A 14,400-nucleotide genomic window follows, 5' to 3' on the forward strand; every position below is an offset into this window, starting at 1 on the left:
TATTTTCTACAGAAATATGATGTGTGCTCAACGTATTTTACAAACCGATAGGATAAAAGAAGGCTTATCTATTACTACCGCAGATAAACTACCCGCTAATAAGGTAAAATAACTGAGAGATAAACAATAATATGGTGTACTGCACTATAAAAAAGATGCGCGTAGCAAATGTATGCAAGTAAGCTCCATTTGCGTTAAAAGGGGGTCTGTTAGAGTAATCCGCCAAGATTTCTCTTATTGCGGAGCATCAGATTATTGTGCGGAGATACTGAACTGCGGAGCAAAGAAAATTGTGGTTGCTGACCATATTCTCGATTATGTCACTAAAGTATTCAGTCTTACTGAGTCATTACAGCCTTCCGTGGCCATTTCAATAAAATCCCCCTAAAGAGTATCTGACTGAATTTATTCCGCTAACCTTTTGTTAAATAATCCAGAACATCTTGCACCCGATACCATTCCATCCAGATTTTATCCTCCAGTGGCTGCTGTGTGTGATTCTCCACCGCTGATACCAGTTCCAGCATCTCCAAAGAATCAAGATGCAAATCGAGAATCAAGCGCGATTGTAAATCTAAGCTTTGCGCTGCCCCTGCATAAGCGCGGATCTGAGCTAACTCTGATTTAAGCCAACATTCTTGGGAGCTTGTCTGGCTCATCATTTTGTCTCTAGCGGGTTAGTGAGCGGCTTATCAGCTGGGCTACTCTGACTGCGAACCTGATGTAAGTCACTCATTTTGTAGTCTATTTTACGATTTAAATCGCGAACTTGCCCACCTCGAGTCAATGTTACCGAAGTATCGCTGTATTTCTGCAGCGGGGCAAACCCGGAGGCATTTCCTCTCAAGCCAACAAATTGAGTCCCTTGAGCATTAAGCGAAGGCGGGCGTTTTGGCTGCGTGATGCTCACTACGGCCTGCTCCTGAATATTTTCCGCGCCATCCTTTTCAAGCTCAGGTGACGAAGTATTTTTCGCAGTCAACTGATATGAATCACTTTGTCTGTAAGTCTGTAACCCGCTGAGGTTGCTAGTCTGCCCCCCCCGAGTCAGTGTCACCGGTGGAACTTCGCTATATTTCTGCAGTGCTGGTGCTTTCGATGCCGCCCCCGTCAATCCCATAAATGCATTACCTTGAGGGCTAAGATGGCGTGCGGGTGAATCCTCTTTCTGGCTCACCTGATGTTTACTCCGCCCGCGTTTATACTGTGTAACTCTTTGAATATCAAGCATAGCTCGCCGCACCAATGCCGGAGATCGCAATGCTGAATCATCGACCTCATTGAATCTCGGGTTCGCTAAATCAGCCGTTTCAAGCTGTTCTTCTGTAGCAGGTATACTCTGTGGCTTATTATCCTGTGGCTCAATAACTGCATCAGTGCCAGGCACATAAAGAGTCGCTGTCGTAATATAATTTGGGGTGCTTGGTACGCTGCCATCTGGGGCCACCGGCCCTGGTGGTGACTTGTTATCCCCAGTGTTTATGACATTATTGATATGGATTACAATTGTCGGGCTTGGCGTGTTCTCTGAACTAATCCCAACATCAATGTTAGGACTTGCAGCATTAGCGCTAACTGACTGCCGCGTGCCATAGTCGGGTGCAGGTTCGGGTAGATGCGGGGGAAAGCCGACCCGCGGCGCATGCACATAAGGCGGTGATACTTGACTGTTCACAGTGTTAGATTGCGGAATCATATCAGCTATGAATTGCGTTTGCGCTTCCAACGCCTTGATCAATGAATCCATTTGTACAACTTTATAGTTCTTATCGCCCTTATTGTTGGAACTAGCCAATTGTTTTTTCAGATCATCAATTATCCCATTGTTTAAGTGATTTTGCTCAGGATAAAGATACTCTTCTACCGCCGCAGGATTGTCGCGTAATTCTTGCAGAGAATCTTCCGATATTATCCCTTGCAGCTTGGTAATAATATCCGGATAGACATATTGCTTACGGTACTCTGAACAAAAATTATCTAAAAGCTCCTGTTTCTTGGTGTCATTGCATGACTCCATTTTTTTAAAAAGAGCAGATGTAAGAAACCGCACTGCTTTACGCGCAGAATCCTTACTCTCGGAGCCCGGTGCTTCGGCCAACTTAACCATCGCATGATAGAAATTCCGTACGTGCCACGTCAGTTTTACATCCTTTTTAATCTCATCAGGTAACTGACTATATAGCGCCAATGCGCTTTTGGCTCCGAGCGCTATTTCTGAGCCGTGCAGACTGTTGCAATCACACTGATCCATCCCTTGGATAAATTTATTCAAATCCTGAGCGTCAGGATTATGACCTGTCAGACAACTTAAGATGCTAGCCGCTTGACTGTCCCTGTTTACATCCCCCAATGATCGGCCATTAGCAGAACTCTGGTTGAAGCTAATAATATTATTATTTAGCCTTTTTGTAGCAGAAAGTGGATAGGGTTGTTGATCACCAGACGAGATTCGGCAAATGTTATTCGCGGCAGAGTTCTGGCTATTAGAAGAAGAGCGGCCAGAAGAAACAACTCGGGCGCTGGGACTAAGAGCAACATTACTTCTTGTGACTGACATATTCATAACTTACTACCTTATTTAAATAGTATTAAGAACTTTATTGCACCGTGCGCCCCTTCAAAAAAGCGATGCTTTATTCTTATTGCTATTTTTAATATATTAAGATTCTCGCGTAATAATTATCAAGCAATACACAGCTTGAAATAATAGCAGGCCATAAACCTGCCACTATTTATTTATTGAATGTAGCCAGCATTATAACGATGTAAATCTTCCGTCATTTTTGTCAGCAACTGAATCATGGTTTCAAAAGTGCTATTATCCTGACGAAATCGTTCTAATAACTGAGAAACGCTACTATTAACCGAGCTTTTCTGGCTATCGATAGCGGTTTGTAGGCTCTGGAAAGATTGTGACTGCATATCACTCCCGCCCCAGCGAGAATCACTCTTTGCTATGCTGAGATATACATTTCTGATAGCGGACAAATTAGGAAAAATTTGGATTTTTCCATCTGACGGTAATCGTTTAACAATATAACCATCTCCTAGTTTATTTTGCCAGAAACTGAGTGCAGCATTATCTCCCTTAAAGGTACAAATCGCTTTTGTTGAATTATCATCAGGAGACCAGTTGTAATAATCATTAACATCACTCACTTTGAAACTTGTATATTTCTCAAATGTTTCACTCAATTTCTCCATAAATCCTTTGGGCTTAAAGTGTATCTTGCCATCTTTACCTGCGCTGATGAAATCACTTATTTTTCCAAGCCCGGTATTAACATCCTTCATAAACTCAGCGGCAGCCTCGTTAATTTTGGCGTAATTCTTCTGATAGTCCTCATGTATTGAGGTAATAAAGTCTTCCAGTGCCCCAATATGAGGTGGTGTTCCCTCCTTACCTGCAACGGCCCGCTTCACTCTACCTGCTGCTGCGCCGTAAGCATCACTACTTTGCTGTAAGCTACGATTTAACTGGCGTCCCGCCGCCAGAAGCTCATCGGGATCAAAATCCCCCTGCGAATATGACTCAGGCTCTGGGGAAGAGAGCAAGTGGCTATTACTGGCCAACACTTGTCGCGCAGTAGCATAAATATCGTCCTGAGATTGCGGCAGGGTAGATAACTCCATTCCCTGTAACGACATCGCCTGTGTATTGCCTGCGCCACTGGCTGTCATGGGCATCTTTGTGCTATGCATCAGCTCCACTGCCTGTTGAGGTACTGAAATAGAGATTAACATATCGACTCCTATTTAACCCTTCACCAAGCTTTGGTTAGTTCGAACGGTGCTATCACGCATGGCGCTGATATGGCCACGGATATCTTTCATCGCTTCTATACTCTTCTCAATCTGCTTCTCTTTATCACTGGCAATTCCGCGCGCCACATCTGCTGCGGTGTTCTGTATCATTTTATCCGCTTCAGCCTCTTTGACTGTCGAGGTATTAGACGCACTCACCAATTGACCGGCGTTATCAGACATACGCGTCATTTGATCAGTAACGCTACCGAAAGTGCGGTATTTGTTGGTCTGCTGTTCGTATTTCTGTGTGTGAAGATCCGCCTGGTTCTGTGCTTCATTAACCCGTTGTTGCTGCTGTTGCTTAAATTGCGCCGCTTGCGCCGGGCTTGGCGTGGTGGCTTGCTGCATGGGTTTGCCATCCGCGCCAATACGGGTAATGGTGCTCTTTCCGGTCGCTTCTGTTTGATGCATATTGAGTGACAGCTTTTTGGCATCAATACCGTGCTGATTGGCGGGTTTCAAATGATGTTTAACTGCCTGATTTTGCTTAAATAGGCCACCAGCTTGCAACCCGGTGCCGACGCCCGTAATCGCCATTGAGGTGGCAAACCCGATAACCGCACTATGGTAGATTTGCTGCCCTTCGCGGATGGTTGACTCTGCCGCTTTCTGAGTCATTTCAGCACTTAACGCGGAAAACATATTATTAATGCGGCGCTCGGAGATATTGAGATCCGCCATAACTTGGCGCAACATGCTGAGCAAAAAGCGCATCATGTCACTGGTTTGAATACCCACAAATTCCCGCTGCTTGGCTGCATCCGTGGATTCAACTTTCTTATCCCCCTCTTCCAGCCCTGTCCGCGCCGTATTCATCTCTTTCAACAAAGAGCTGCCCAGCAACATTTGAGCGGCAGACGCTAAATTGCGCTGCTCCGTATCATCCGCCACCAGTGCATCGAGCAAAGCGCGATTACCGGCACTCTTTTCGGTTATTGCGTCTTCCCGTTGCATCACTGTGGTCAATGCTTGTTTGAATCCCTCTGGCGTAGTTAATAATGCAACGCGTAAATCATCCAGACTTTCGATATTGTCCGGTGCTGCCAAGCCATCAAGCTGCGTCAACATCAAGTCATGATTCATAGCGGTCTGAGGAGCCGTCAACTGCGGTTTGCCAGCACCATTGGCGACATCGGTCATGGCTGCCGACTTAATATCGTGCAGGCCCAGTTTGCCGGTAGCATTTTGCGCAGCCTCCGAAGGAGCTGGCAATGGCGCAAGATTGGGATTAATCTTGATGCCAGAAAAAGTTGGAGTTTGTTGGATAGTGCTCATAAATATTTTCCCCTGAAATTAAACAAAGCTGCTTTTCATCATGTTGGCTTTTGCATTGCCAGATTCATTCAACGCCGTGATCATGCCCTCAAACATCTCATTGATCTGGTCATAGCTTTTAGACATGCTCTTAATTAATACTTTTAATAATTCGTCGATGGCCTGGATAACAGCATTGTTCAGCATCATATGCGCCAGCATCTCTTTCATATCGCGAATCAAGCTACTGGCATGTAAATTCAGCCCACCACTGACGACGGTATTGGTCACCCCTAGCGCCATATTGAGGCCATTCAGCCCCATTTCGACTTTACGGGCGGTTACATTAGCCATTTTGCCCGCGTTGCTGACCTTATCAGCGGCTTGTGCTGCATCGTCTGCTTTGTCGGCAATTTTGGCCAGCGGCTTACTCAGATTAGTGGCCTTACTCCCCACCTTGCCCATACTGTTGACGAACTCGCGAGGCAACGCTTTCACAGCACTTTTCATCAAGTTAGCTACATGTTTACTGGCATTTTTCGCCACTTTCGCCACCACCTGACCGGCATTTTTGGCAAATGAGGAGATAGAAAAGAGCGAAATTGCGAGGAATGCGACGGCCGCCAGCACCATGCCCATGATATTGCCGATCTCTTTGGCCTTCTCTTCCGGTACGCCGAACTGAATCAGCATATCGGTAATAGCTGATGAGATTTCCGTCGCCAGCATCTGCATCAAACTGCTGCCGCCGGTCTCTTCCAGCACAATATCGGCCACGGTCATAGCAATACCGATTGCCGCGACAGCTATCATCAGTGGTCCCGCAGTACCTAAGGAGGCGATGGTTGCCACAACTGACACCGCTAACATAATGTAACCAAAGATTTTACTGGCACAGGAGGCCGCTTTATTCGCCTCATCAGCTTTTCGCTGGGCCTCTTCAGCTTCTTTGGCTTTTTTCTCTGAATCTTTACGAGAGGCTTCATTGATGGTTTCCATCACCTCCTGCTGCTGGCGCATATTTTTAATGGAATCATCATTCAACGCTTTTTTCAGTTGCGCGGTGAGCAGTGTCAGTATGGCCAACGAATTCTCCCAGCGCTCACCCTCTATTTGTGGCGAGCGAACAGAGCTTTCGATAAAATTATTGATTTCTTTACGATTATTATCAGCCTGTTGCGCTATTTTGGTCGACTGATTCAGCGCTAGCTCATAGTTATTTTTAAGCTGTGCGGTGTTAGATTGAGCCGCCACCAGCTGGCCCTCTAACGCGGTGAGGCTATTGGCCAGTTGCTGACCACTGACCTGTAGTGCATGTTGCTGGCCGGTTAGCGTGCTGATTTTATCCGTCAGTAGCTGATGCTGCTTTTGCTCTTCAGGAGTCTGTACCGGCGTAGGCAGTGCCTTGAGATCTGACGTCGCCTGGCTCAGATTTTGCTGTACCTGTGTAAGGTTCTTTTCAGCATCAACAAGTTGCCCCTTAACACCTTGCTGCTGTTGCACCAGATTTTTCACTTCCTCTTTACTTTGCTGGAAAACCTGATTGCACTCCTTAGCCTTATTGTGTGCATTCTCTAGCTCACCGGTGCTCTTTTCCAACGCCGATAACAGTTTCTCTCCCTGAGCACGCAGAGCCGCGGATTCAGTATTAATCATTTGCAGACGGCCGCGCAGTTCACTCAGGTTGCCATCATGTAATAGCTGACGCAGTGTCGCCATTGAGCCAATCAGCGATGCTGTTGCGTTAAAGCCAGAGGCCTTGCTCGTGCTATTTGAGGCTGCACGCGCATACTTTCTGGCGCTGACATTTTCTTCTACCGGTTGCTTATAAGCTGAAGCCCCAGAGGCGGCCTGTGCCAAAGTCATCTTTGGCTTCATCAGTTGCGGCGCACCCTCGTGGCGATGACGTCGCTCCTGTTCCGTTGAAGCCAGCTCCCGACAAGCATCCTCCAGAGCCAAGAGACTTTTGGTGCTTTCATCACGTATCAGATTAATATTCGCACCCTGAGTAAATGTACGAATATTATTAATACGGTCACTACTGGCCTGCGTTATATCTACCATAGAATATATTTACCTTATTCAATCAGAATTATTCTTCTGCTGGTTCATTTTCTGTCAGGTTTTTCTTTAATGCAGTTAAATAAACAGAGGATTTTTGTTTCAGCTCTGGATCATTACTGCTATTGAAAGTACTTTCAAAACAATGCAACGCAGCACTACTTTTTTTCATCATCAAATTACATTGTCCGGCATGAAATAATGGGCGGTAGTCATTCTTTGCCAAGATAAAAGCTAAAGAATAAAGTTCCGCAGATTTTTCATAACGTTTGGTCAATTGATAAACCGCCGCTAATCCCATAACGTAATCAGTATTATAAAAATCATAAATACTGAGGAAACGGAAAAACGTTTCGGCCTCATCCAATTTACCTTGCTGATAAAACTCATAAGCATAAGCATAAAGCCCATCCATGGTGCTTTGTGGAATGCCATGAATATCTTTATAACTGGCGCCTTCCATTAATGCCTGGCAAAGTTCATCAAAAACAACATCCATATCTTCACTTTGATTTTGTGCTGCATCACTTTTCTGATTCATATATTCTCCTAATTAATCATATGAGGAATATGATGCAACGCTGATGTTTGCATCATAGACAATTAAAATGGGTAACTCTTATAAAAAACGATTCAAGTTAATGGCGTTAATTAGCGCCACTTTCTTACTGTATAAGCTCGTTGGCAATATTTTTTGCCTCAAGCTGCTTAAGCGCGGCATCAACATCAATGCCCATATTTTCCAGTTCAACACGGATCAGCCAGTTAATGATTTGCATAACATCATCCAACCCCTGTTCATCAATAAAACTGTCTTTGCGATAATTTCGCCATAACTGTCGAGCTAAAGGAATATCCCTTACAACTGGTACACCTTGTTGCTCTGCATAGGCAATAACTGCTTTTGCTTGTGATCCCCGAGTTTTCATCATAATAAATGGCAGTGGCGCTATATCAGTATTAAAATAGATAGCCATAGCAATATGTGTTGGGTTGGCCATGACAAAGGTTGAGTCACGAACATTCGATTTCACCTCCTCTGACAATAACTCCTGATGTAAGCCTCGACGGGTGCTTTTAATATGTGGATCGCCATCATTATCTTTATGCTCTTTTTTTACTTCTTGTTTTTCCATTTTTAAGTCTTTCATAAATAGGAAAAACTCAGTCAAAGTATCAATTAATAAAATAAGTAATGCCACGGCTAAGAATACGATGATAAAAGTAATACACAAATGTGCCCACTGACCAATCACCCCATTAATTGTGGTGCGGTAGAGCATAAATATCTCCTGCCGCCAAAGAATAAAGAACAATATTGCGGACATCCCAAACACCAACAAATACAGAAACGCCTTTACCAACTCTTTTAATGAACGCAGAGAAAATATTTTTTTAAAACCGGAAATCGGGTTTAGGTGAGAGAAGTCAATTTTTACTGCTTCTGTCGCTAAACGAAAACGGCTTTGTAGTAATGAAATAATGGCCCCCGGTAAAAAACAGGCCAGTAGCACCGGGACAACCGCCTGCAAAAATAAGCTGTACAATTTGTCTAGCAATGCCTCGACACCGATTGAAGAGGGTGAAAGCAAAATCTTTTGCAGTAAACTGCCTAATCCAAACAAGCTGGAGAAACCGGAAATAGCAAATACCCCAGCAACCAGCACCACGGCAGCGACCATATCCTTACTTTTAAAACTTTGCCCTTTCTTCGCCGAATCACGAATTTTTTTGTCTGTGGGTTTTTCTGTTTTTTCCGCCATGATATCTCTTCGTGATTATTGCGGCTTAACACCAAAAATATCGTGCAGCGGACTCAAAGAGATCATATTCGTCAGAATAGAGGGGATCTCATTCTGGAAATAGAGCAGGAAGACCATAAATGCAACAATAGATTTAATCGTTAATGATAAAGAAAAGGCATTAAGCTGCGGGCAAAAACGCGAATATAACCCCAGCGCGACCTCAGTAATAAACAATGTCACCAGTATCGGCGCGGCAAGTATTATGCTCTGTTGCACTAACTGATTAAGCCAACGCCCTAATGGCAGACTATCAAAATGGGAAAATCCGGCCGCAAAGGGCAACAAACGGTAACTCTCAGCAAGGGCCTGCGCTAATTGATACATTCCCCCTTGGGCAAGAAAGATCATCACCACAATATGGCTCACTAACACCGACATTTCTGAAGACTCTACGCCATTGGCAGGGTCAATAGTGTCACTGATGGTGGCGCCGCGCTGGTTATCTATCAGTTCACCAATAATATTGGCAATCAGAAAGGGTAAACTTAGGATGAAAGCCAGCACCAAACCGACAGCCAATTCATAAAGGATAATTTCACTGAGATTTATCTCTTCCCAATTAATTTCACGAGCAGAAAGTAAAGGCCACAAACCCAGCGCCAAAAAAAGGGCAACACAATTTTTGATTATGCCGCTATTCAGCAATTTGCTACTGAGAAAAGGCAAAAAAAAGAACAATGGCGCAATCCGTACCCAAGCCAATGCCAGCTTCATCAGTTCCGTCTGAAATGTAGAATAGAGCGACACGTAAAAAGCCAGCATCTCCTGATTCATCATCCCAATCCTGCTGGTGATAACGCGATAGTCAGCACTTCTGTAGCAAAATTCATTATCTTGTCAGATAACCAACCCGAGATCATAAACAGTGACCCAAACACCGCGAGCAATTTGATACCAAAAGGCAGTGTTTGCTCCTGAAGCTGTGTGACGGTCTGCACCAAGCCAACTAGCAGACCAACAGCGGTTGCCACCATCACCGGGATTGCCGAGAGCACCACAATAAGCAGCATGGCTTTATTACTGGCGTAAATAATTTCGTCCATAAGTGAGTTACCTTGCTAATGCTGCGCAAGCTCCATATATTGCATAATCAACCCCTTGGAAATCAGCGACCAACCGTCGATTGCCACGAACAAAATCAGTTTTACCGGAACAGAAATAGTGACCGGGCTCATCATCATCATTCCCAGTGCGAGCAGAATGCTGGAGATAATCAGGTCTATCACCACAAAGGGCAGATAGATGTAAAACCCAATTTCAAACGCTGATTTAATTTCGCTCAGTGCATAAGCTGGCAGCAGAGAAAATAGCGTTGGTTCGCGAGTATCCGCTTCCGCCATGGCTTCATCTTCACTGCGTCCCTGTTGCAACGATTCAAAAAAGTTGAGCAATTCCGGATCAGAGTATTTCTTTAGATATGCTTTGTAGCTACCAAGCCCACCTTCAACAAAATTATCCACTGATTCGACATTGCTAAAATCAATCTTTTCGGCGCTCATATAGTGATGCACATCTTGGATCACCGGCATCATCACAAACATTGATAACAGTAATGCAATCCCATTGAGTGCTAGGCTAGAGGGAACCTGTTGTACCCCCATCGCATTACGTACCATGATGAGTACAATCGATATTTTCAGATAACACGTTCCCGCCGCGATGATAAAAGGCAGTAAGGTAGAAAATGCGACAATCGCCAGTAAGGGGATATCCCCCGGTATCGGTGGCATAATGTTATTCCCCCAAGCTACCCTGGCATGCCAACCTTGTGACCTCCAGACCCAGTTCTTCGCCATCGCCGATATAAATCAGTTCCCCTTCAGCCACCAATTGCTTATTGGCGTAAACTTTCACTTCACGGTCTTTATCCGCACCGAGTGTGTATACCGCCCCCGGCTGGATCTGGCTCAACTCTTCAAACGGAATGTCGCTGTGGCCCAGTACAAAGGTCAATTTCACAGTCAATTTAGCCGTATCGAAACGGCTCACTACGTTTTCGGGTAGCACTTCATCCAGCGTGGTTACTGTGTCTGGTGTTGCCTGCATATCATCAATATTCTCTTCTACCACGAACACACCCTCTTGCTGTTTTTGAAAGCGCGCCACTGGGCGGCCCATTACGGTTAAATACAATTGCAACTGCTGAATACAGAGCACATCGCGTAACGCCAGTGACTGTAATAACCGGGCGCTGATGTGGCTGTGTCCCAGCACCCAGTCAACTTGCTGAGTAATACTTTTGTGTAACAATGACTTAGCGAGAGAAGCCTCCAGCAAGCTGAAAGGCGAGGCTATTAACACCGTCCCAAGCTGCGGTTCCTCCACAGTCAGCCACGGCTGGCTGACGGTTTCACCATCAACAACATCAAGGCTTTCCACACTAAATGTCTCGGCGAAAAAAGTGCGATTGTCATTTTCTTGTGTAAAAATTCCCGCAATACTTTGATTATCAAGCTCCTGCCAAGCACAACTACTCAGTTGAGGCCAGCAGAAACGGCACCAACTTTCCACCGGCACCAGCGCCGAAATTTTTTCTGTCGTGCTACTCAAACCCAATCGGAAGTAACGCTCCCCCGCTTGCGGTGTGATGGCGTTTCTGCTTGGCTGATAGCGCCGCTGCCAGCGCCCAACCTCAACCTGGCGCGCGCTGAGCCGGCGGATATTGAGCATCATGATGTTTCATCCTCTTGGTCTGGATGTTGCTGTTCACGCCGCGCTTCATCATGCTGTTCATCACGAAATTGCAGTGAATTCTCCGATGCCAACCAATGGTGTTTATCTTGCAGAGCATGCTGAACTTCCACACTATTGGTCATAGCTGTAAGCTCGCCGGCCCGCGACAGTTTGAGGGTGACCACCGGGCTGTTTTTCCACTGAGTAAAGGTGTAACTCAAGGTGCGATGCTCGGCGGCCGACTTAACCTCTGTTGCAGCAGACTCCGGTGCCGCAGACGGGAATGTCGAAGGTGCTGATTTCACCCCTTCAGACTGAGTCACTGTGGGGCTCTGCACGGCCGTTTGTGGTGCAATCGGCAACAAGGTTTGCTCAGGGCCGAATGCATTTTCCTTGATATCCAATCGCGGCAACTCACTGCGAGACTCAGACGAGGCCAACGGCATACTTTCAACCACCGAAGGGGGATTCTGGTCAGCGGCGGGGGAAAACTGCCCCTCTTTCTGCCCATCAGTTGCAGAAGAAGCCGGTGCCGTCTGCATCTCCAGATTATGTGGCGGGGAAAGCGGCTGCTCACTGTTATCGCTCTGGATAATATTCACCCGCGACTGCCCTTCTGGCGCAACTATACGGCTCACGCTATCCACTGCGGCGCGTGCGGGTAAAGCTGGCTGGCCGTTGTCACCAATGGCTCCTTTATTCTCCTTATTCTCCTTATTCTCCGAAATTTGCGGCTGCTCGACAGTCTCAAATCCCTGCCCCCAAGCATTCGGCTGCTGGATAGGCTTTGAGTCCGGCAACTGCGCGATATTCGGTAACGCCAACCGCGTACTCAACGGCGTACTGTTCATCTGTGTCATCGGAGAAAACGCCGAAGAGGCTAATTGCTCCTCTGCCTGTTTTTTGCGCTGTTTGGCTTTCGCCAGCAATTGCGCCATTTTTTTTTGTGCTTCCTGTTGGATAGATGTCACGGTCTGCTCACTATCAGTACGTAACATGGCTTGCCAAGGTCGAGCGGCAGCTTCATCTTTTCGGATATCAGGAAGGGCGCTACTGGCTACCTGCTTTATCGCCACCATATGTGGATAATTCCTCAATTTCGCATTGCTGTTGAAGCTCTCTATTTAAACGCTTTCTGTTACTTTCCTGCTTCAGATAAGTTCGGAATTTCTCACACCGGTTATCGGTTTCCCGTAATTGGCGCTGGACCTGCCTTTGTTTCTTCTCGAGTGTTATCTGTTCCGCTAGGATGTTTTCTAAGTCATATAGCTGACGGGCAATTTCAGCCAATAAAGCGGCCTTATGACGTTGGCGTTCAAAAAAAGCTTCACGGGTTAACTCCGCACTTTGGTCATACAGGCTGCTTTGAGCCTCCAGCACTTGGATGCGCGTGCGGATATCGTGCTGCTGCTGTTGTAGCGTCTGTAAGGAACGGCATAGTATCTGCTGCTGCTGTTTGACTCGCTCCAGACGCCGTTCCGTTAGGTTCAGCAGATTCTTTATCATCAGTCAGCCAGCTCATTGAGCTGATTGAGCGTGACAGAGAACTCACCGGCTTCTTCCATCTGTTGCTGCAAAAAACCCGCGATGGCATCTCTGTTATCCAGCGCATGGTCGTTATCGGTATTTTCACCGCGCTGGTACTCTCCGAGATCAAGATAGAGCTGAATTTGCGCCAATCGCCCAAGCATATCGCGCGTTTTCGCCGCGTCCTGGCGGTGTTGCGGTGCAGTGACCTTCGAGAACACACGGCTGATGCTGTTTAGGATATCAATCGCTGGGTAGTGACCGCGCCCGGCGAGTTGCGCGCTAAGGTAGATGTGGCCATCAATTATCGAGCGAATTTCATCGCCAATCGGATCAGACTCCTCCTCACTTTCCAGCAATACGGTATAAAAAGCGGTAATAGAGCCATGCTGTAATGCACCGGGGCGCTCCAATAACAGAGGGAGTTGTTCGAACACCGATGCCGGATAGCCGCGCCGTGCCGGAAGTTCCCCCGCCGCTAATGCCACATCTCGCAAAGCACGGGCATAACGCGTCATGGAATCGACAAACAGCAGCACGTCTTTGCCCTGATCACGAAAATATTCCGCCATCGCCGTTGCCAATAAAGCGGCATTACAACGCTCAACCGCCGGGCTGTCTGACGTGGCATACACCAGAATGGTTTGCGCAGCACGTGGTGAAGCTTGCAATTCGTGGATGAATTCCGTCACCTCACGGCCTCGCTCACCAATTAATGCGATAACACAAATATCTGCCACGGCATGACTCATAATCATGCTCATCAGGGAAGTTTTGCCGCTACCCGCTGCCGCAAAAATCCCCATACGTTGCCCTTGTCCACAGGTGAGTAGGCCATCAATCGCTCTGACCCCCGTCACCAGCGGAGTGGTAACCGGGCGACGTAAATTAACACTGACCGGCAGGCTATCAACCCGACACCGAGTGGTTAATCGTGGCTCTGGCGATACCATTACATTACTGAGCACGCCCACTTCCTCTCCGGCGGAGTTGTAAATTTTTCCCGCCAGATGCTCCCCCATCTCAAAGATAAAAGGCTGACCGGTAGGGCGAATAACGACTTCACGCGTCAATCCCTGCGCCCGACCAATCAAACTCAAGATAGTTAACCCCTCCCTAAAGCCAACCACCTGGGCTTTGGCAATCACTTCGGGCTGACGTAAATCCCGCTCAATTAGGCAGATTTCACCAATGAAAACCCCGCGAAGCGGGGCCTCAATTAAACAACCATGGATACGCGATGGGTGCGCACAGTTTTCAAAAAGATTCATAA

Annotated in this window: 14 protein-coding genes; all 14 read right to left on the reverse strand. The window is 46.6% G+C overall.

Going from position 1 to position 14,400, the window contains the following annotated elements:
• Positions 1-413: 413 nt before the first annotated feature.
• Positions 414-662 carry an acyl carrier protein gene (locus D5F51_RS18495; RefSeq protein WP_245994829.1) on the reverse strand — a complete coding sequence of 83 codons (249 nt, stop codon included), beginning with the start codon at positions 660-662 and terminating at the stop codon, positions 414-416.
• Positions 659-2,563 (reverse strand): hypothetical protein, encoded by a 1,905-nt coding sequence (locus tag D5F51_RS18500; protein WP_129198366.1) that lies wholly within the window; start codon positions 2,561-2,563, stop codon positions 659-661. The genes D5F51_RS18495 and D5F51_RS18500 overlap by 4 nt, the downstream gene beginning before the upstream one ends.
• Before the next feature lie 173 nt (positions 2,564-2,736).
• Positions 2,737-3,744, reverse strand: coding sequence for an IpaD/SipD/SspD family type III secretion system needle tip protein (locus D5F51_RS22640; protein WP_186368196.1), 1,008 nt, complete (start codon positions 3,742-3,744; stop codon positions 2,737-2,739).
• A gap of 12 nt (positions 3,745-3,756) precedes the next feature.
• On the reverse strand, positions 3,757-5,082 hold the full coding sequence (locus D5F51_RS18510) for an IpaC/SipC family type III secretion system effector (RefSeq protein ID WP_129198368.1): 1,326 nt from the start codon (positions 5,080-5,082) through the stop codon (positions 3,757-3,759).
• A gap of 18 nt (positions 5,083-5,100) precedes the next feature.
• Positions 5,101-7,125, reverse strand: coding sequence for a type III secretion system translocon subunit SseC family protein (gene sctE, locus D5F51_RS18515; RefSeq protein WP_129198370.1), 2,025 nt, complete (start codon positions 7,123-7,125; stop codon positions 5,101-5,103).
• Positions 7,126-7,153: 28 nt separating this feature from the next.
• Positions 7,154-7,663 carry a type III secretion system translocator chaperone SicA gene (gene sicA / locus D5F51_RS18520; protein WP_129198372.1) on the reverse strand — a complete coding sequence of 170 codons (510 nt, stop codon included), beginning with the start codon at positions 7,661-7,663 and terminating at the stop codon, positions 7,154-7,156.
• A gap of 124 nt (positions 7,664-7,787) precedes the next feature.
• Entirely contained in the window at positions 7,788-8,885 is a 1,098-nt protein-coding gene (locus D5F51_RS18525) for an EscU/YscU/HrcU family type III secretion system export apparatus switch protein (protein ID WP_129198373.1), read from the reverse strand.
• A gap of 15 nt (positions 8,886-8,900) precedes the next feature.
• Positions 8,901-9,701, reverse strand: coding sequence for a type III secretion system export apparatus subunit SctT (gene sctT / locus D5F51_RS18530; protein WP_129199473.1), 801 nt, complete (start codon positions 9,699-9,701; stop codon positions 8,901-8,903).
• Complete coding sequence (gene sctS / locus D5F51_RS18535) at positions 9,701-9,970, reverse strand: type III secretion system export apparatus subunit SctS (protein ID WP_129198375.1); 270 nt, start codon at positions 9,968-9,970, stop codon at positions 9,701-9,703. The genes sctT and sctS overlap by 1 nt, the downstream gene beginning before the upstream one ends.
• Before the next feature lie 15 nt (positions 9,971-9,985).
• The gene (locus D5F51_RS18540; protein WP_186368197.1) at positions 9,986-10,648 is read right to left on the reverse strand and encodes an EscR/YscR/HrcR family type III secretion system export apparatus protein; all 663 of its coding nucleotides are present in this window, start codon (positions 10,646-10,648) and stop codon (positions 9,986-9,988) included.
• Between the two features lie 13 nt (positions 10,649-10,661).
• The gene (locus D5F51_RS18545) at positions 10,662-11,600 is read right to left on the reverse strand and encodes a FliM/FliN family flagellar motor switch protein (RefSeq protein ID WP_129198377.1); all 939 of its coding nucleotides are present in this window, start codon (positions 11,598-11,600) and stop codon (positions 10,662-10,664) included.
• On the reverse strand, positions 11,597-12,679 hold the full coding sequence (locus D5F51_RS18550) for a SpaN/EivJ family type III secretion system needle length determinant (protein WP_129198379.1): 1,083 nt from the start codon (positions 12,677-12,679) through the stop codon (positions 11,597-11,599). Before D5F51_RS18550 ends, D5F51_RS18545 begins: the two co-directional genes overlap by 4 nt.
• The gene (locus D5F51_RS18555) at positions 12,651-13,106 is read right to left on the reverse strand and encodes a hypothetical protein (RefSeq protein ID WP_129198381.1); all 456 of its coding nucleotides are present in this window, start codon (positions 13,104-13,106) and stop codon (positions 12,651-12,653) included. Before D5F51_RS18555 ends, D5F51_RS18550 begins: the two co-directional genes overlap by 29 nt.
• Positions 13,106-14,398: a type III secretion system ATPase SctN gene (sctN, locus tag D5F51_RS18560; protein WP_129198382.1), complete on the reverse strand. Its 1,293-nt coding sequence runs from the start codon at positions 14,396-14,398 to the stop codon at positions 13,106-13,108. The genes D5F51_RS18555 and sctN overlap by 1 nt, the downstream gene beginning before the upstream one ends.
• Positions 14,399-14,400 lie beyond the last annotated feature (2 nt).

The organism is Yersinia hibernica, from assembly GCF_004124235.1.
Lineage (GTDB): Bacteria > Pseudomonadota > Gammaproteobacteria > Enterobacterales > Enterobacteriaceae > Yersinia > Yersinia hibernica.

Excerpts from the sequence above, each read along its gene's own strand:
- sctN (WP_129198382.1), bottom strand. The coding sequence starts at position 14,398 with ATGAATCTTTTTGAAAACTGTGCGCACCCATCGCGTATCCATGGTTGT.
- D5F51_RS18510 (WP_129198368.1), bottom strand. The coding sequence starts at position 5,082 with ATGAGCACTATCCAACAAACTCCAACTTTTTCTGGCATCAAGATTAAT.
- D5F51_RS18550 (WP_129198379.1), bottom strand. The coding sequence starts at position 12,679 with ATGGTGGCGATAAAGCAGGTAGCCAGTAGCGCCCTTCCTGATATCCGA.
- sctS (WP_129198375.1), bottom strand. The coding sequence starts at position 9,970 with ATGGACGAAATTATTTACGCCAGTAATAAAGCCATGCTGCTTATTGTG.
- sctE (WP_129198370.1), bottom strand. The coding sequence starts at position 7,125 with ATGGTAGATATAACGCAGGCCAGTAGTGACCGTATTAATAATATTCGT.
- D5F51_RS18525 (WP_129198373.1), bottom strand. The coding sequence starts at position 8,885 with ATGGCGGAAAAAACAGAAAAACCCACAGACAAAAAAATTCGTGATTCG.
- D5F51_RS18555 (WP_129198381.1), bottom strand. The coding sequence starts at position 13,106 with ATGATAAAGAATCTGCTGAACCTAACGGAACGGCGTCTGGAGCGAGTC.
- D5F51_RS22640 (WP_186368196.1), bottom strand. The coding sequence starts at position 3,744 with ATGTTAATCTCTATTTCAGTACCTCAACAGGCAGTGGAGCTGATGCAT.
- sctT (WP_129199473.1), bottom strand. The coding sequence starts at position 9,701 with ATGAATCAGGAGATGCTGGCTTTTTACGTGTCGCTCTATTCTACATTT.
- D5F51_RS18495 (WP_245994829.1), bottom strand. The coding sequence starts at position 662 with ATGATGAGCCAGACAAGCTCCCAAGAATGTTGGCTTAAATCAGAGTTA.
- sicA (WP_129198372.1), bottom strand. The coding sequence starts at position 7,663 with ATGAATCAGAAAAGTGATGCAGCACAAAATCAAAGTGAAGATATGGAT.
- D5F51_RS18545 (WP_129198377.1), bottom strand. The coding sequence starts at position 11,600 with ATGATGCTCAATATCCGCCGGCTCAGCGCGCGCCAGGTTGAGGTTGGG.
- D5F51_RS18500 (WP_129198366.1), bottom strand. The coding sequence starts at position 2,563 with ATGAATATGTCAGTCACAAGAAGTAATGTTGCTCTTAGTCCCAGCGCC.